We start from the raw sequence: 18080 nt of genomic DNA on the forward strand, positions 1-18080 counted from the left end.
AATTAATGGAGGTTACGCTTAGTTTTCGCTAATGGATGCATTTACAAGTTCGGCGGGAGTGCCTGTTCCTGCCCCTCCGATTGTAACGGATCCACCAGGAGGAATTTCACCATTCCATCCTGCATTCGTAATTACGTAATGATTATTTATTTTACTACTAATTTTAGAATCCCAAACTTGTGTTAAATTGCCGTTATAATCAAATTCTAATTTCCAGTTTTTAATAGGGGTCGTTCCACTATTTTTAATTACAATCGAGAAGTTGTAACCACTTCCCCAATTTGAAGTGACTGAAAAGGTAGCATTACCATTTCCACCAGGGGGTGTTGTATCAGTATCATCTGTTTTTACAATGATAGAAGTAGGCTGTGATTTATTCCCGGCAGCATCTTTTGCAATTATTGAAAATGTGTATTCGGTATTAGATTTTAAGTTTTTGATTGTAATGCTATTTGTTGTTGTACTCCATTTCTCTTCTCCGGCAGTAATTTCATATTCCGTAACTCCTACGTTATCAGTAGATGCAGTCCAGTTTAATTGAACGGAGTTTGAATTTTTATTTGTAACAGCAATATTTTTTACGTTTGTTGGGGGCTCAGTATCTTTTTGAGTAATAGGTCCACCAAGTAATTCTTTTACTAACGTATCAAGCAATTTTGGTCCACTGCAACTATATTTTGGACTTGTACGGCAATCCCCGCTTAGTTCCCAAAACATTGCGCCACTTAGACCCTTTGTCTTTATATAGTCTGTTTTATATTTCATAGATTCGTTGTCATCATAGCTAATAAACGTGCCTGTAGTCGCATTATATAAATAAGGTACTTTCGCTACATCGTTCCAGTGGCGAACAAAACCATTTTTATTAACATAATTAGCTGCTAAATCACCATAATCGTACACACCTGTGTCACCGGTAGAATAATCATCCCAAGTACCTTTAGAAGCGAGCTTTCCGTCACTACCTGGTTTACAAGGTTGGTATTGCCCATTATTTTCTTTTCCGCAACTTTTCCATCCACGTCCGTAAAAAGGTACACCTAATACGAGTTTATCCGCTGGAACCCCTTCATTTGTATAAATGTCTATCGCACCATCTACATAAAATTTTGTATCCGCTGCTGGGTCATTTGGATCTTTGTATAGTGCTGCATTATGGTTAGAAGTAGCTTCCCATCCACCGTGGAAATCATATGTCATAATATTAATCCAATCAAGTATTTGAGAGATCTTCTTTAGCTCTGTATGATCCGCATAACGTTGGCTTGCACCTGATGCGATTGTTAGTAAATATTGTTTCCCATCTTCTGCAGTAGCTTTCGTTAATGCATTTCGAACATCTTGAAGGAGTAGGGTGAAGTTTTGCTTATCTTCAGGACGATAACTACCACCAGGAATCGTTTCAACACCCGGATATTCCCAATCTAAATCAACGCCGTCAAATCCATATTCACGAAGAAAAGCTACTGTAGATTCAGCGAATACTTTTCTTGTTTTTTCATCAGCTGCCATATCAGAAAAGCGGTTAGACCAAGTCCAGCCACCAACTGAAATAATTGTTTTTAAGTGAGGATACTTAGCTTTTAATCGTTTCAGTTCTCCGAAATTTCCACAACGGGCGTATTTATCACAATCTTCCCAAGTTGTACCTGATCCCGGATAAGATTTTGTGACATCAGCCCATGGTTCACCGAGTACGAGAGTGCCATTAGGAACCTCTTTATTTTGCAGTGGTACACCAGACTCTTTACAGTTCCACGTTTGTTTATTTGGATTATCGGGGTGAGTAGAAGGGTTTCCATGTTTTCCATTCCAGCAAATATCAGCGAAAGCATAGTTTAAATGAGTTAGCTTTGATGCATCAATGTCTGCAACTTGATAATTACGTCCGTAAATGCCCCATGAAGGAAAATACCCAACAATTTTTTGACCTTGCTTTGGTGAATCTGCTAATGCAACATTTGGAGTAATAAAGTTTGTAAGAAAAAGAGGTAAGAAGAGTAGTAGGGATAGTAATAGCAGTGTGAATTTTTTGGAGCTCATAGTCATTTCTCCTTTCAAAATAAAAGATATATTTAAAGGCATGCGCCAATAAACCAAAGTGAATCTAGACGTATGAAACGTCTAGATAAAGTGAAACTTTAATCAGTGGGGGGCTTCATCCCCCACTGATTATCAGCCCTCACCAATCGGACTTTTATGGGCAGTTGATCCCCCACCTAACTTCTTTGCTTTCGCTAAATTTTGAGGTGGGGGTCTTACTGCCCATTAAAGCGGGATAAAAATGATAAGACATCACGAAGTCTATACAAGGGAGCTGGGGGTGATTAAATCGTAGCAAATGTAAGATTTAGTGTAAACGCTTTATTTGATTCAAAAAGATTTTCTCAATATGAAATGGCTCTAACACAGACTACACATGGAAATAAAATATTGATTAGGGAGGAAAAGGCTTCTTGTAATTAAATTTGAGAAAAAATTGTATGAAGTCAATTTGTAATAGCGTAGCAAGATGAGAAAATATCATGTAAAATAATAGTAAAAATATGTAAAGGAGCGAATGGTGTGGATGTCTTTTTGAACATTGCTGAAGAAAAAATTCGACAAGCAATACGGAATGGAGACATTGATCATATTCCGGGAAAAGGAAAACCACTACAATTAGAAGACCTTTCAATGGTACCTCCAGAACTTAGAATGAGTTATAAAACCTTAAAAAATGCGGGTATGATTCCACCAGAAATGGAACTACAAAAAGATATATTAAAAATAGAAGACTTAATTGCGTGCTGTTATGATGAAGCAGAGAGAAAAAAATTACAAGAAGAGTTAACGGCAAAAATGCTGCGTTTTCAGCAGGTAATGGAAAAGAGAAAGATTAAAGAGAGTTCAGCTTTTCGTATGTATCAGGATAAAGTATTTCGTAAATTACGCTAAGAGGGATAAGATGAATAAATTTGAAACGATAGAAGAATTAGCGACACATATTGAAGAACAACAATTAGTACTGCTCTTTATTAAAACGGAAAATTGTGGTGTTTGTGATGTTATGCTAAGAAAAGTAAATGGTCTATTAGAGAATTATGATTACGTAGAGAAAGTGGAAATATTACTACAAGACATGCAAGAGATTGCGGGGCGTTATGCAGTGTTTACAGGGCCAACAGTTTTATTATTTTATAATGGAAAAGAGATCCTTCGTGAATCGCGCTTCATTTCACTTGAAAATTTAGAGAGAACCATTCAATTATTCGAAGATTAAGGGAGGCTTTTATATGGAATTTATTATTGTCATACTATTATTTGTTGTAGTTGGAACGATCGTAACGGCAGTTCGATCAAACAAAAAGAAGGTAAATCTTACGAAACAAAATAACATTCATAATTCATCTAACAGTTCGTCACCATTATTTTTCTTTGCTGGATCTGATAATGATAGCTCGCATGGAGGTTCACATGATTGTGGAGGATCTTTCGGTGGAGATAGCGGAGGCAGCTGCGATGGCGGCGGAGGTGGCGGTGATTGATGAAAATGCGCCTTATATAGGCGTATTTCTTTTTAAACAAACGTTTGATTAGTTGGCTTACATATGCATAAAAACAGTTAAACAAACGTTTGATTAATATTTTTAACGTACTAAGGGGAATAGAAATGAAAAGGGAACCGAAAGTGAAAAATAAGGGGAAAGTAGTGTTATTTTTATTAGCTGCGGGAGGCGTATTTCTTGTTAAATTAGGATTTAAAATTGGAATAATACATATGATTCGAACGTGGTTTGAAAGTACGTTTTCTTAAATAAGGAATATAGCCTCTTGTAATAGAGGTTTTTAATTTGTTATTATTAGACTGAACGGTCGGTTTAAAGAGGTGTAAATATGAGAAGAAGTGCAGAAGAGATAAAGAAAGAAATTGCATATAAAGCAGAAAGTCTGTTTTCACAGAAGGGTTATGCAGCTACATCTATGGAAGAGATTTGTGAAATTACAAAGCGAAGTAAAGGAAGCATTTATTATCACTTTAAAAGTAAAGAAGAATTATTTTTATTTGTAGTGAAACAGCATACGTATGATTGGCTTGAAAAATGGAATGAAAAAGAGAAGTTGTATAGTACGAATACTGAAAAACTATATGGTCTCGCGGAATATCATGTCGAGGACATACAGCAACCCATTTCAAATGCAATAGAGGAATTCTCTATGAGCCAAGTTGTAAGTAAAGAGATTTTGGATGAACTATTGGCTTTAACTAGAGAATCATATGTTATGTTTGAGAAACTAATTGAAGCAGGTATACAGTCTGGAGAGTTTCGTGAAGATAGTACGCGCGACCTTATGTATATTGTGAATGGATTATTATCAGGGCTTGGAGTACTTTACTACGAGTTAGATTATAAAGAGCTGCAACGTATTTATAAAAAGGCAATAGATGTATTGTTAAAAGGAATGGCAGCTGAATAATAAGTCAGTTGCTTTTCTTACAAAACAAATTAGACCGAACGGTCGGTTTATGAAAGGGGAATGAAAATGAACGCTTTATTTAAAAACCGAGCATTTATGCTCGTTATGGCATCTGATATTTTACAACAATTTGCAATTTGGATCAGAAATATGGCTCTTTTGTATTTCATAATGGAGCGAACGAATAATGATCCAGTTTCAGTTTCGTTGTTATCGGTTATGGAATATGCACCTATTTTTATTTTCTCGTTTATCGGTGGGGCGCTAGCTGATCGCTGGAATCCGAAAAGAACGATGGTTGCTGGAGATGTGTTAAGTGTACTGTCTATTGTAGGAATTGTCTTGTTGTTAAAGCTGGATTATTGGCAGGCTATATTTTTTGCAACACTCATTTCCGCGATCGTAGGCCAATTTTCTCAGCCATCATCTTCGCGTATATTTAAGCGCTACGTAAAAGAAGAGCAGGTAGCAAATGCGATTGCATTTAACCAAACATTACAGTCATTATTTATGATTTTTGGACCAGTGGTAGGATCACTTGTGTATACACAACTTGGTTTATTTACGTCACTATATAGCTTAATCATTTTATTTTTGTTATCTGCTATTGCTCTTTCGTTTTTACCAAAATGGGTGGAACAAGAGCAAGTGGCGAGAGATTTATTAAAAAATGATATAAAAGAAGGATGGAAATACGTTCTTCATACGAAAAATTTACGTATGATTACGATCACTTTCACCGTTATGGGCTTAGCTGTTGGATTAACGAATCCATTAGAAGTGTTTCTTGTAATAGAGCGTCTTGGAATGGAAAAGGAAGCAGTTCAATATTTAGCCGCAGCTGATGGGATAGGTATGTTAATCGGTGGTATTGTTGCTGCAGTTTTCGCTTCAAAAGTGAACCCGAAAAAGATGTTTGTATTCGGTATGAGCATATTAGCAATGTCATTTTTAGTAGAAGGGCTATCTACATCATTTTGGATTACTAGTTTCATGAGGTTTGGAACAGGTATTTGTTTAGCTTGTGTTAATATCGTTGTCGGTACGCTTATGATTCAACTTGTACCAGAAAATATGATTGGAAGAGTAAATGGAACAATTTTACCACTGTTTATGGGGGCAATGTTAATCGGAACTTCACTAGCTGGAGGATTGAAGGAGATGACCTCACTAGTTACTGTATTTTGTATAGCAATGGCACTTATTTTATTTGCGATAGGGCCAGTTCTACGCATGCAAATAAATAAAGAAGATGTCGCTAATAAAGAGGAACTAACAAATTCGTTAGCTTCGAAATAATCATTGTAAGGGAGCAGGATTGCTCCCTTTTCTTGTGGCAATCTTTTGACAATGACATGCCCCAACTATATACTGATGATGTAAAAACGAGTTTACAGGTTAGGAGAAATGGTGTGAAAAATCAAATCTATGAATTACGCACTGAAAACAATATTTCACAAGGTGCATTGGCTGATAAGTGTAAAGTTTCTAGACAGACGATAAATGCAATTGAGAATAATAAATATGATCCAAGCTTAGCGTTAGCATTCCGTTTAGCTGAAGTATTAGGAACAACTGTTGATAAACTATTTTTGTACAAGTTGTAGGGGGAGTAGTTGTTGGGGAAAGAGAAAATAAGCCTTGTAGTTACGGCATTAGTAGCTATAAGTACGTTAGTGTTTGCACTTTATTATTGGTTAACTGAACTTCAAGTAAACTGGTATGCACTATTTATTTGTAGCATCGCATTACATTATATGTTTAAAAGTTTGGCATCGCATAATGTGGAAGGGACAACGGAGGAGAAAGAAGATGTAGAAAAACATGTATTAAAAATAAGTGCAAATGTTACGTATTATGTACTTGTTGTATTAATTTTTGGTTTGTTTTTCGCATCGGTAGGTTTTAATAAATGGATTGATTTTCATAACATACCGCTTTTGTTTGCGTTATGCGCTGCGATAGTTGTAAAGCCGGCTGTAGAATTTTTAATTGTAAGACGTTATCGCTAAAAATAAAGAAAAGATCCTCTTCTCATGAGAAGAGGATCTTTTTCTTATAGCGTTTTAGTTTTTGGACTAGGTGGTGTAACGGACGTATCATTTTCGGGAACTCTAGTTAGTAAGAATCCACCGATAACGAACAGTACAATAATACTAAGGACACCAGCGTTGGTTTTTCCTGTTAATTGCGTTGTAACACCGACTAATACTGGACCCATAATTGCCGCGAATTTACCAAAGATATTATAAAATCCGAAGAATTCATTTGCAGATTCTTTTGGTACTAGTTTTGCAAAATAGGACCGACTAAGTGCTTGAATACCACCTTGAGAAGTGGCAACTAACATTGCTAAAATCCAGAAATCGAGTGTCGTTTTTAAGAAATAAGCATATATGCAGATAATGATATAAATAATAATACCGACGTATAGCATTTTTTTACCTGTAAATGTTTCTGATAACTTTCCGTATAATAAGGCGAATGGACAAGCTACAATTTGTGTGACAAATAAGATGATTAATAGATTCGTTGCACTAATACCGAGATCTGTTCCGTAAGCGGTAGACATAGTAATAATTGTATCGACCCCGTCAATGTAGAAGAAGTAAGCGATTAGGAACATAAATACAGTTTTATATTCTTTAATATTTTTAAAAGTATCAGCAAGGCGTTTGAAGCTCATTGCAATTGGTCTTGGATGACGTTCAATATAATGTGTTTGCTCTACATTTTTTAGCATTGGAATTGTAAATAATCCCCACCAAAGAGCTGTTATTGCGAACGAAATTTGACTAGCAATGCCGACTGATAAAGGGATAGTTCCTTTTTGAGCAAGAATAATAAGAGCGATACAACCGATAAAAGGAATTGTGCTTCCAATATAACCTAATGCAAAGCCTCTTGTAGAAATTCGGTCCATTCTATCTTTAGAGGTAACATCTACTAAAAATGCATCATAAAAAATGTTTGCTCCCGCAAAACCGACTAATGCGAGCATATAGCAGCCTAGTAATAAGTACCACTGAGATGTTGGGACGACTGCTAGCATACTTGTAAATACGATACCGAGTCCAAAGAAGAATGTGAAAAATCGTTTTTTAAATCCTTTATAATCAGCAACTGTGCCGAGAATAGGAGCAAGTATAGAAATTAAAAGTGTAGCGAAAGAGTTTGCATATCCCCAATATGCCGTTGAAGTTGCACCAGATAGTCCGGCTTCTTTTGCAGCTGCTTTAAAGTAAATTGGGAATAATGCAGTTGTAATGACGAGCGAATATACCGAGTTCGCCCAATCGTATAATATCCAGCTTTTTTCTTGTCTGGACATTTTTTTCATATAATGTTCCCCCTTAAATTGTTCTACTAACAGTGTACAAAAATAAAAATTATAAAAAGAGAAACAGTGATGATTTTTACATAACTTTTACATATATACACAGTTCTTTACAATTGAAGTAAATCCTCTACAATTGATCCGTCTGTTTCACCTAAGTGTAAACCGAGTAGTCTAGCGATAGTTGGACCTTCATCAATAAGTCTCATGTACGGAATGGTAACGCCGCTTTTTATCCCTTTCCCAGCAGCGATAAAAATTGTTTCATAGTTAGGTTTTGTTGGAGAGTATCCATGCGTACCAAATGTATATTTTTTACTGGGCGTAACATCTTTTTCAGTAATTTCTTTTATAAAATCGCCTGTATAGTTTTCAGTGAAATAATATCCTTCTTGTGCTTCCAACATAAATAAACAATTACCATCTGCACCGCAGTCTTTTGCAGCTTCATCATGAAGCATAAATTCAATACCGTTTTGTTTATTTTGAAGTAACTCTTCAAGTAGTAGTTGTACTTTTCGAATTGTATCCGTATCATTTTTGTCTTTCACATATACATAGGCAGAGCCGTCGCAACTTTGGCAATAGACCTTCCAGTCTACTAATTTTCCTTTTGAATTTATAGATATAAGCCCATTTTGATGAAATAGTACATTTAATTGAATGGCTTTGTTTTCACTTAAAGCGCTATGATCACCGAGAGCGATAATTGTACTTTCTTCGTATAGGTCACTGTCTTTTAAAGCTTGAATAATTTTTCCTAGCCGTTCATCATGTCTATGGATAGCAGCTATTGTTTCGTTAGATTCAAAGCCGTGATAGTGTCTTTGAGTGTCTAAATCGGTGAAATGTATAAACATGACATTAGGCTTCTTCGTCTGGATTGTATGCACAGCAGATGCAAGTACGAAATCATCGAGTTCAGGCTGTGATAAGCCATTTCTTATATGACCAAAACGCTGATTCAAATCTAATTGATATAGTGGGCTACCGCTAAATAATGAAACTAAGATTTGATTTTGCCACGGTCTATTTGGAAAAATTTCAGGTAAATTGTAATCAATATTTGCTCTGCCGGTAACAGGCCATAGAAGGGCAGCTGTCGTTAAATTTGCTTTATGTGCTTCATCGTATAACGTTGTTCCTTTAATGGATTTTCGGTACCAATGCCAATCTGGTGACTCGCGTCCAGGTTGAAGTAACGTATTGCTAACTACGCCATGTTTATTAGGGTAGTTTCCAGTAACGATTGTTGAGTGACTTGGATATGTTACAGAAGGATAAATAGGTTCCACTTTTCTCGCCATCGCGCCCTTGTTTATTAATGTTTGAAAATTAGGGAGTTTTTGTAATATAGGAAAATCTAAAGCTGATAAGCAATCGAAAGATAAAATAATGACGTGATTTGTTAATGCTTTATCCATAAAGTTCCCTCCTGATTATATAAAGCCTATTCTTATATATTACTATTAATACCTAGTAATAAAAATATATTTCTAGGTAAAAATTTATTATTTATTTTCAGAAAGATTAAACATATAATTAAGTATAAGGGAATGGATGGAAGGAGGGAATACTATGGATTGGCTAGATGGATTTAGTATCTTTTACATAATTGGCGGAATTACGATTATCCTTGTATTTACTATTTCGTATTTACTAAAGAAACGGTTTCCAAACAAACAGTTCGATATTATATTTGCACTTAGTTTAATACTTCTTTGCTTAGCATCCTTTCCCGTTACAATGATGTTGATTGGTGGATGGGAAGGAATGGGATATGGATTTATTGGTTTCTTCGTTCTACTTGGTACACTTATCGGTATGATTGCACATCAACTGGTAAAAATCTCGCGAAAAAGCTACGTATAAAACTGCAGAAAATGAAAAGAATATATAAAAATGAGAAAATTAGCTATTGTTTAAAAAAAGAATTTGTATTATGATAATCAACAAATTTATTTCGTTATAACGATGAAAAAGGACTAGTACATGTTCAACCTTTTTAGCAGAGAGAGAATCCGCTAGGCTGAAAGATTCTTAAAAAGGCGATATGGAACCTACCTTTGCGTTCTGCATATGCAGCGGGAATTTCCCGTTATTAAAAAGAGAGCATGCACAATTTTTGTGCATGAATCAGGGTGGTAACGCCGGCAAAGCTCGGTCCCTATTTAGGGACACGGGCTTTTTTGTATTTCCAAAAGGAGGAAGATTGACTATGGCAAAAGAACAAGTACAAGCGATTACGAAGATGGAAGAGGATTTTGCACAGTGGTACACAGATATTGTAAAAAAAGCAGAACTTGTTGATTATTCAAGTGTAAAAGGATGTATGATTCTACGTCCGTACGGTTATGCCTTATGGGAAAATATGCAGAAAGTTATGGATGAAAAGTTAAAAGCAACTGGTCATGAAAATGTATATATGCCAATGTTTATCCCAGAGAGCTTATTGCAAAAAGAGAAGGATCATGTAGAAGGATTTGCTCCTGAAGTAGCATGGGTGACACATGGCGGGGATGAAAAATTAGCGGAGAGACTTTGTGTACGCCCTACATCTGAAACTTTATTCTGTGAGCATTTTTCAAAAATTGTGCAATCCTATAATGATTTGCCAAAGCTATATAATCAGTGGTGTTCAGTAGTTCGTTGGGAGAAAACAACGAGACCATTCCTTCGTACAACGGAATTCTTATGGCAAGAGGGCCATACAATTCATGAAACAGCAGAAGAATCGCAAGCTGAAACGTTACATATTTTAAATCTATATGCTTCTTTCTGTGAAGATTATTTAGCGATACCAGTAATTAAAGGGCAAAAAACAGAAAAAGAAAAGTTTGCAGGAGCAAAGGCAACTTATACGATCGAAAGTTTAATGCATGATGGGAAAGCACTTCAAACAGGAACATCCCATAACTTTGGAACGAATTTCTCTGAAGCATTTGATATTAAATTTTTAGATCGCAACGGTAAGTGGCAATATGTACACCAAACATCTTGGGGTGTATCAACAAGAATGATAGGTGGACTTATTATGGTTCATAGCGATAATAATGGTCTTGTAATGCCTCCTAAAGTTGCACCAGTGCAAGTTGTTATTGTACCAATTGCGCAGCATAAGGAAGGAGTTTTAGCGAAAGCAACAGAGTTACAAGAACATATTCAAAAGGTTGCACGAGTAAAAATAGATGCTAGTAATAAAACACCAGGCTGGAAATTTAATGAGTATGAAATGAAGGGTATTCCAATTCGATTAGAAGTTGGTCCTAAAGATATTGAAAAGAATCAAGTTGTACTTGTAAGAAGAGATACGAAAGAAAAAGAATTTATATCAATAGATCAATTAGAAGAGCGTATTCCAGCACTACTTGAGGAAATTCATAATTCTTTATTTAATAAGGCAAAAGTATTTCGCGATGAGAATACGTATAGTGTGACGAATTTCGAAGAGATGAAAAAAGTAGCTGATGAAAAGCAAGGATTTATTAAGGCAATGTGGTGCGGAGAATTAGCTTGTGAAGAGAAACTAAAAGAAGAAGTTGGAGTATCTTCTCGCTGTATGCCTTTTGAGCAAGAGCATTTAGCTGACGAATGTATTTGTTGTGGTAAAGAAGCTAAACAAATGGTGTATTGGGGAAAAGCGTATTAATGCTTTTTTGATAGATGATAAAAAGGACTTTGGGCTGCATAATAAAATGCAATCCAAAGTCCTTTTTAGTTTTGCAATTTGTTTCATGTATGTTTTAGATGGAAGGATGTGTTTTTATTTTGCGTTTTTACGGCGAATAAATAGTAACATACCGATTAGGAATGTTGAAAGTCCCATTAAAATAGATGCAGGATAATGTGTTGCCGTATTAGGTAACTTATCGCCTTGTTCTTTCGCATTATCTTTTACATTGCCACCTTGAGAGCCGTTGCCACCCTGAGAACCGCTATCGTCTTTAACGCGGTTGCCGCCTTGAGAGCCATTGCCACCCTGAGAACCGCTATCGTCTTTAACGCGGTTGCCGCCTTGAGAGCCACTGCTGCCAGAACCACTGCCACCCGAGTCATTGCCACCCGAGTCATTGCCACCCGAGCCGTTGCCGTTGCCACCCGAGCCGTTGCCACCAGAACCACTGCCACCAGAACCATTGCCACTAGAACCACCGCCATCAGAACCGTTACCACCAGAACCGTTACCACCAGAACCGTTACCACCAGAACCGCTACCACCAGAACCGCTGCCGCCAGAACCATTGCCACCAGAACCGTTACCACCGGAACCGTTGTCGCCAGAACCATTGCCACCCGAGCCATTGCCGCCAGAACCGCTGCCGCCAGAGTCGTTGCCGCCAGAGCCGTTGTCGCCAGAACCATTGCCACCCGAGCCGTTGCCACCCGAGTCATTGCCGCCAGAACCACTATCGTCCTGAGAACCATTGTTTCCTGGTGGTTTATTATTATCTTTTGAGTTGCCTTCTGCTAAATGATCGTTATTTTGTACAATCGCATTTGTTACTGAAGAGAAGTTGTCTGTTGCTGCATTACCGATATTTAAACCACTAAAAAAAGATAAAGAAAGAGTTGATGCTAAAATGAAGATTTTTGTCATTGATTTCCTCCTGAAAATTAATATTCCATCTAAAATACATCCCTTTGTAATATTTCATAGGAAAAAGAGTTTTATGCAAAAAAAACTATATATAGAAAAAGGTGGTGTATTTCTGAAGAGAGAAAAGAGTTAGTGTAAATTCTTTATAATAGTAGAGTGGTGGGAATTTTACACTCATTACAGTAGAGGAAGTGACAGCAGATGAAAGAATATATTGCATTTGATATTGGTGGTACGCAAATTAAATATGGGATTGTTTCAGAAACAGGGACGGTATTAAAGCATAAAACAGTTTCAACAGAAATTCATTTGGGCGGGGAACAAATCATTCAAAAACTTATTCTTCTATCCAAAAAATTAATGAATGAGCATACGATTTCGGGAATTGGTATTAGTACTGCGGGAATTGTTAATATTCATAAAGGGGTTGTAACGGGAGGGGTGGAGCATATTCCGAACTACGCGACTATTCCTATTATTGATAGATTGCAAAGGGTATTACAAGTTCCTGTGTCCATTGAAAATGATGTGAATTGTGCAGCTTTGGGAGAGAAATGGAAAGGTATTGGAAACCGAAAAAGAAATTTTATTATGCTTACTCTTGGAACTGGTATTGGAGGAGCAATTTTTATAGATGGAGATTTATATAGAGGGCATTCGTTTAGTGCTGGCGAATGGGGAAATATGTTGATAGAAGGAAGGCCGTTTGAAGAGGTCGCTTCCATTTCAGGGTTAATTTGTCTTGTGCGAAAATATAAAGGTGAAAGTGATTGGAATGGAAAAACGATTTTCGAACTGTATGATAAAGGAGATAGAGAAGTTACGCAAGCAGTTGAGGTTTTCTTTAAACATTTAGCGATTGGAATTAGTAACCTTGCTTATATTTTTAATCCAGAAATGATTGTTATAGGTGGAGGAATTACTGATAGGGGAAAGCAGTTCTTAAAAGAAGTAAAAGGAGAGGTAGAAAAATATTTAAATAAAGAGATTTATAATAATTGTGAGATTGAACTTGCACAAAACGGAAATTGCGCAGGAATGGTTGGTGCTATTTACCACTTCTTACATTAGCATAAATAAGTTATATGAATGTTTTCATATAACTGAGAATTTATCCTTTTTATCACTAGGTAAATAATGCTACAATATAAGGGGAGAATACAATATTTTCCGATTTGGAAAATGCTTTGTAGAAAGGAAGAAACTTCATGCCTATTATTTTAGAAAAAGGTCAAAAGATCGATTTAACGAAAGGACAACCAAAAGTAGCAAAACTACAGGTTGGCTTAGGCTGGGATCCAATTGGACAATCAGGTGGGTTTCTGTCTTCATTATTTGGAAGTAAACCAAATGTAGATTGTGATGCATCTGTTGTTATGTTAGAAGGGGATCGCTTTTTAAACAAAAACGATTTAGTTTACTTCGGAAACAAACTTTCTACTTGTGGTAGTATTATTCATTCAGGAGATAATTTAACAGGTGAAGGCGCTGGTGACGACGAAACAATTTTCGTAGAATTACATAAAGTTCCAAGCCGTATTAATCGTTTAGTATTCGTTGTAAATATTTATGACTGTGTAAATCGTCGTCAAGATTTCGGGATGATTCGTAATGCATATATTCGTATTCAAAACCCGCAAACTGGTGAAGAATTAGCACGCTATAATTTATCGGATAATTATGCTGGCAAAACGACTCTAATTGCAGGTGAAATGTATCGCCACGGAAGTGAATGGAAGTTTTCAGCTGTTGGAGAAGGCACACAAGATAAAAACTTAAGTGAGATTGTATCACGTTATTAATAAAATAAACCGAGGAGGAATTGAATATGGCATCAATTTCATTGAAAAAAGGACAAAAGGTAGACTTAACAAAAACAAATCCAGGTCTTTCAAAAGTTCTTGTAGGACTTGGTTGGGATACGAATCGTTATGACGGACAAAACGATTTCGATTTAGATGTTAGTATTTTCTTAGTAGGTGCTAACGGTAAAGTTTCAGGTGCAGAGGATTTCGTCTTCTATAATAATCCAAAAGGTGCGAATGGTGCTGTCGAGCATTTAGGAGATAACCGAACTGGTGAAGGTGAAGGCGATGACGAATCGATTAAAGTAGATTTAAAAAATGTACCTGCACATATCGAACGTATTTGTTTCTCAATCACAATTTACGATGGAGAAGGTCGTAGCCAAAACTTCGGACAAGTTTCTAACTCTTTCGTACGTATTTTAGATGAAGAAAAGAATGCAGAGTTAATTCGTTACGATTTAGGAGAAGATTTCTCTATTGAAACAGCTGTTGTAGTAGGGGAATTATACCGTCATGCAGGTGACTGGAAGTTCAATGCAATCGGAAGTGGGTTCCAGGGCGGATTAGCATCTCTATGTAATAATTTCGGTTTAGATGTAGAGTAATAGATTTTATATATCCATCGGTGAAACAGGTGTTTACTGATGGATATATTTTTAAAGATATAAAATATAGAGGTGAATATAAATGGTTATTCAATTGCAAAAAGGACAGAAGATTGATTTAGGTAAGACAAGCCCTGGCTTAACAAAAGCAGTAATTGGTCTTGGATGGGATATTAAATCTTATGACGGTGGATCAGATTTCGATTTAGATGCATCAGCATTCCTATTAGATGCGAACGGAAAATGTACGAAGGAAACCGATTTTATTTTCTATAATAATTTACAGTCTCCTTGTGGATCTGTTCTGCATACAGGGGATAACCGGACAGGTGAAGGTGAAGGCGATGATGAACAACTTGTTGTGGACTTAAAGAAAGTTCCGGCAGATGTGCACAAAATTGCTATTACAGTTACAATTTATGATGGAGAAGGCCGTAATCAAAACTTTGGACAAGTTGGAAACGCATTCGTTCGTTTAGCGAATGAAGAAACTAGTGAAGAAGTTCTTCGTTTTGATTTAGGGGAAGATTTCTCCATTGAAACAGCAGTTGTCTTTTGTGAATTATACCGTCATAATGGACAGTGGAAGTTTAATGCAGTAGGAAGCGGTTTCCAAGGTGGCTTAGGTGCGCTTGTAAGAGCGTATGGCTTGGATGCATAAGAAGGGAAACGATATTCGTTTCCTTTTTTTGACCTTTCTATAAATCTAGCAAAGAATAGGGGATAAAGGTAAGATGAGTATTTTGCAAGGGATCCTTGATACGTATGCTCAGTTTTTCGACTTGGACATGTGGATTAAAGTGTTGCAAGATCCAGTATCTTGGGGATTAATAGGTACACTTGTTGTACTTGAAGGTTTGTTATCTGCTGATAATGCACTTGTATTAGCAGTAATGGTAAAACACCTTCCGGAAGAAAAACGTAAAAAGGCATTATTCTATGGACTTATTGGAGCTTATGTATTCCGATTTATTGCGATTGGAATTGGAATGTTCTTAATTAAATTAGCTTGGGTAAAAGTGTTAGGTGCACTTTACTTAGCTTGGCTTTCAATTAAATACTTCATTGATAAAAGAAAAGGTAATGCAGAAGAAGAGGAAGCTCATGGTATGAACCAAAACAGTATTCTCTTCAGAATGTTTGGCGTCTTCTGGGGAACAGTTGCGATGGTTGAATTAATGGATATCGCGTTCTCTGTAGATAGCGTACTTGCTGCATTTGGTGTATCAAATGAAGTTTGGATTCTATTATTAGGTGGAATGCTCGGTATTTTAATGATGCGTGGTATCGCTGGTGTATTCTTAAAATTGTTAGAGCGTATTCCAGAACTTGAAACGACAGCATATATTTTAATCTTAATTATTGCAGCAAAAATGTTACTGTCTGTTATTCATATTGAAATAAGTCATATGCTATTCTTTATCATTTTAGTTGTAGCATTTGGAGCAACGTTTATACTTCACTACATGAAGAATTCTGGACAAGCTAAAGAAGAAGTTGCAGCTACTAAAAATAATCATAAATAATTGAAATGGGTTTGCTCGTTATGCGAGCGCCCATTTTTTATAACTAAAAATAGTTTATAATAGAAGAGAGACTTTATAAAAAAAGTAAATGTTTTTGGAGGTGAACTGTTGTGTTTTCACGTTTTACACTTCAACCATGTGCATTAAAAGACGAATCAGATTTAAAGCAATTTGAAGCGCTTTTAGAAAAACGCCCACAATATGAACTGACAGAGAATGAGATGAAGTTTAGTTATATAGCAACTCGTATTCTTGGTGTTCCTAATGATGTAGATGAATATTTCAATGAGCTATTTGATTATAGCGAAGTGAAAGGGATCGTGGTTTTGCATGAACAAAATTTAAATAAGGTGATTGATCCCGAAAAACTGCGCCATATTCAAGAGGTTTTTACATTACATCAAGAAGCACCGAATGGCCTTACAGTAAATAGGCTTGTCGCCCATCTGTCTGGAAAACAACTATTACCACAAGTAGACAATCCTGACTTACAGCATTATATACATACGACGTTTATTTCTGTATTGAAATTGTATGAAAAACAACATAACCAATCATTAAAAACAGAAGGGTTCCGTCGTTTCTTAATCGATATGATTAAGTTAAGTGACAATTACGTAGCGAAGTGGTTCTCTACGATTAATTATAAGAAACAAATGCCGCGCATTATTTGGTACGGTGATGCACAGGAAAGCCGTATATATTTCTTATACTTTCTTATTATGCTCGGTTGCGATGTACTTTATTATCACCCAGAAGGAAAAGATGGATTTGAGAATGTTGATGAGGAAGGAAGAAGTTTTGTTGTGTCTCATCCAGGTCGCATTTCTCTTGAGCCATTTCCAGATCGCCGCCGTGAGCGAGTTGCGACAGTAGCGTATCAGGCTTCAAAAGAAATTGAACAAGTACTTCACCACGATAACTCACTGCTGTACAAGCCATGGCAATTTCGTTCCTATACGCCTGTAGCTCGTACGCTCAAAACAACGTATGATGAACTCTTTTTAATTACGAAAGAAAAGGCATTTGTGCGTCCAACATTCTTTGTTGAAAATAAACACATTTATATCCCTTCTTTATTTGCGAAAATATCAGGTGTCTCAAAAAATGATAAAGAATATTTTCAGCGATTAAAGGCTATTACATCATTTGATAACAGTTTATTAATTAATACATTTCCGTTTACGAAAGAACAAAAAGCGAATTTCCAATATCATTACCGAGATGCGTTAGACCGCGGGGGGAAATTACACCCTGATTTAATTATGAACAGTCATTGGTGGCCACATAAACGTTTGCCAGAAGGATTGCAACATGGTATTGCAGAGGCGATCATCCATACGTGCGAAAGTGAAATGTGTAAACCCATTGCGAAAGAGACGAAACAAGATGTAGCACTGTATGTTTTCGCACAGCTTTCTCAAATACCGCCGAACATTTTAGAGCAACTTGAGAAATTTGATTACTCGCAAGAAGTACCGAAAATTGTTATATTTAATAATGAGAAGAGCGGAGAATTAAGCCGTTCAGATGCTGTTTTATTACTATTTTTAAATCAAATTGGAGTAGATGTATTCCATTTCAATCCAACGGGAAGAAACGATATCGAACCGTATATTGAAGCAGGAGCATTTGATTCCCATTGGCTTGAAGAAGTTAATTTCGATCTTGAGTTTCATGGTTCATCAGCCTATAAAAATTTATCACAAACAATAAAAGGACTATTTCGTCCATTTTTATAAGGAAAGG

The 18080-nt window shown here is 36.3% G+C and carries 20 protein-coding genes and 1 other annotated feature; of the genes, 16 read left to right on the forward strand and 4 right to left on the reverse strand.

Annotation, left to right across the window (positions count from 1 at the left end):
* Positions 1 to 18: 18 nt before the first annotated feature.
* Positions 19 to 2043: a glycosyl hydrolase family 18 protein gene (locus tag DT250_RS21245; protein ID WP_137036620.1), complete on the reverse strand. Its 2025-nt coding sequence runs from the start codon at positions 2041 to 2043 to the stop codon at positions 19 to 21.
* A gap of 522 nt (positions 2044 to 2565) precedes the next feature.
* Between DT250_RS21245 and DT250_RS21250 the strand changes: the two genes are divergently transcribed.
* From DT250_RS21250 to DT250_RS21285, 8 genes are all read left to right on the forward strand, one after another.
* Positions 2566 to 2937, forward strand: coding sequence for a DnaJ family domain-containing protein (locus DT250_RS21250; protein WP_149213684.1), 372 nt, complete (start codon positions 2566 to 2568; stop codon positions 2935 to 2937).
* 10 nt (positions 2938 to 2947) lie between these two features.
* Positions 2948 to 3262: a thioredoxin family protein gene (locus tag DT250_RS21255; RefSeq protein WP_088061614.1), complete on the forward strand. Its 315-nt coding sequence runs from the start codon at positions 2948 to 2950 to the stop codon at positions 3260 to 3262.
* 13 nt (positions 3263 to 3275) lie between these two features.
* Complete coding sequence (locus DT250_RS21260; protein ID WP_060486913.1) at positions 3276 to 3527, forward strand: hypothetical protein; 252 nt, start codon at positions 3276 to 3278, stop codon at positions 3525 to 3527.
* Between the two features lie 125 nt (positions 3528 to 3652).
* A complete protein-coding gene (locus DT250_RS21265) occupies positions 3653 to 3796 on the forward strand; it encodes a hypothetical protein (protein ID WP_000817984.1) in 144 nt (47 codons plus the stop codon).
* A gap of 80 nt (positions 3797 to 3876) precedes the next feature.
* The gene (locus DT250_RS21270; RefSeq protein WP_048541915.1) at positions 3877 to 4458 is read left to right on the forward strand and encodes a TetR/AcrR family transcriptional regulator; all 582 of its coding nucleotides are present in this window, start codon (positions 3877 to 3879) and stop codon (positions 4456 to 4458) included.
* 66 nt (positions 4459 to 4524) lie between these two features.
* Positions 4525 to 5757 carry an MFS transporter gene (locus tag DT250_RS21275; RefSeq protein WP_149213685.1) on the forward strand — a complete coding sequence of 411 codons (1233 nt, stop codon included), beginning with the start codon at positions 4525 to 4527 and terminating at the stop codon, positions 5755 to 5757.
* A 56-nt stretch (positions 5758 to 5813) separates the two neighbouring features.
* On the forward strand, positions 5814 to 6065 hold the full coding sequence (locus tag DT250_RS21280) for a helix-turn-helix transcriptional regulator (protein WP_074651450.1): 252 nt from the start codon (positions 5814 to 5816) through the stop codon (positions 6063 to 6065).
* Positions 6066 to 6077: 12 nt separating this feature from the next.
* The gene (locus DT250_RS21285) at positions 6078 to 6470 is read left to right on the forward strand and encodes a hypothetical protein (RefSeq protein ID WP_000514014.1); all 393 of its coding nucleotides are present in this window, start codon (positions 6078 to 6080) and stop codon (positions 6468 to 6470) included.
* Between the two features lie 44 nt (positions 6471 to 6514).
* Here DT250_RS21285 and DT250_RS21290 read toward each other — a convergent pair whose 3' ends face one another.
* Both DT250_RS21290 and DT250_RS21295 read right to left on the reverse strand, forming a co-directional pair.
* Positions 6515 to 7798, reverse strand: a complete 1284-nt coding sequence (locus tag DT250_RS21290) for an MFS transporter (RefSeq protein ID WP_000738835.1) — start codon at positions 7796 to 7798, stop codon at positions 6515 to 6517.
* Positions 7799 to 7905: 107 nt separating this feature from the next.
* Positions 7906 to 9219 carry an alkaline phosphatase family protein gene (locus DT250_RS21295; RefSeq protein WP_087982310.1) on the reverse strand — a complete coding sequence of 438 codons (1314 nt, stop codon included), beginning with the start codon at positions 9217 to 9219 and terminating at the stop codon, positions 7906 to 7908.
* 154 nt (positions 9220 to 9373) lie between these two features.
* On the opposite strand from DT250_RS21295, the gene DT250_RS21300 reads away from it, so the two are divergent.
* Both DT250_RS21300 and proS read left to right on the forward strand, forming a co-directional pair.
* Positions 9374 to 9667, forward strand: a complete 294-nt coding sequence (locus tag DT250_RS21300; protein ID WP_149213686.1) for a YesK-like family protein — start codon at positions 9374 to 9376, stop codon at positions 9665 to 9667.
* A 93-nt stretch (positions 9668 to 9760) separates the two neighbouring features.
* Positions 9761 to 9967 (forward strand) — a binding site (T-box leader).
* A gap of 46 nt (positions 9968 to 10013) precedes the next feature.
* The gene (proS, locus tag DT250_RS21305) at positions 10014 to 11444 is read left to right on the forward strand and encodes a proline--tRNA ligase (protein WP_088061622.1); all 1431 of its coding nucleotides are present in this window, start codon (positions 10014 to 10016) and stop codon (positions 11442 to 11444) included.
* A 114-nt stretch (positions 11445 to 11558) separates the two neighbouring features.
* Here proS and DT250_RS21310 read toward each other — a convergent pair whose 3' ends face one another.
* On the reverse strand, positions 11559 to 12392 hold the full coding sequence (locus DT250_RS21310; protein ID WP_149213687.1) for an LPXTG cell wall anchor domain-containing protein: 834 nt from the start codon (positions 12390 to 12392) through the stop codon (positions 11559 to 11561).
* A gap of 201 nt (positions 12393 to 12593) precedes the next feature.
* Here DT250_RS21310 and DT250_RS21315 point away from each other — a divergent pair, with 201 nt between their 5' ends.
* The 6 genes from DT250_RS21315 to DT250_RS21340 all read left to right on the forward strand — a co-directional run bounded on the left by DT250_RS21315 (position 12594) and on the right by DT250_RS21340 (position 18073).
* Positions 12594 to 13463 carry an ROK family protein gene (locus DT250_RS21315; protein WP_088609560.1) on the forward strand — a complete coding sequence of 290 codons (870 nt, stop codon included), beginning with the start codon at positions 12594 to 12596 and terminating at the stop codon, positions 13461 to 13463.
* 137 nt (positions 13464 to 13600) lie between these two features.
* The gene (locus DT250_RS21320) at positions 13601 to 14194 is read left to right on the forward strand and encodes a TerD family protein (protein WP_001121585.1); all 594 of its coding nucleotides are present in this window, start codon (positions 13601 to 13603) and stop codon (positions 14192 to 14194) included.
* Positions 14195 to 14220: 26 nt separating this feature from the next.
* Complete coding sequence (locus DT250_RS21325; protein ID WP_000146727.1) at positions 14221 to 14805, forward strand: TerD family protein; 585 nt, start codon at positions 14221 to 14223, stop codon at positions 14803 to 14805.
* An 82-nt stretch (positions 14806 to 14887) separates the two neighbouring features.
* Positions 14888 to 15466 (forward strand): TerD family protein, encoded by a 579-nt coding sequence (locus DT250_RS21330; RefSeq protein WP_000236650.1) that lies wholly within the window; start codon positions 14888 to 14890, stop codon positions 15464 to 15466.
* Positions 15467 to 15539: 73 nt separating this feature from the next.
* Positions 15540 to 16331, forward strand: coding sequence for a TerC family protein (locus DT250_RS21335; RefSeq protein WP_000025692.1), 792 nt, complete (start codon positions 15540 to 15542; stop codon positions 16329 to 16331).
* 110 nt (positions 16332 to 16441) lie between these two features.
* Positions 16442 to 18073, forward strand: coding sequence for a YceG family protein (locus DT250_RS21340; protein ID WP_000492830.1), 1632 nt, complete (start codon positions 16442 to 16444; stop codon positions 18071 to 18073).
* Positions 18074 to 18080 lie beyond the last annotated feature (7 nt).

Source organism: Bacillus sp. AR2-1, from assembly GCF_008368755.1.
GTDB lineage: Bacteria > Bacillota > Bacilli > Bacillales > Bacillaceae_G > Bacillus_A > Bacillus_A wiedmannii.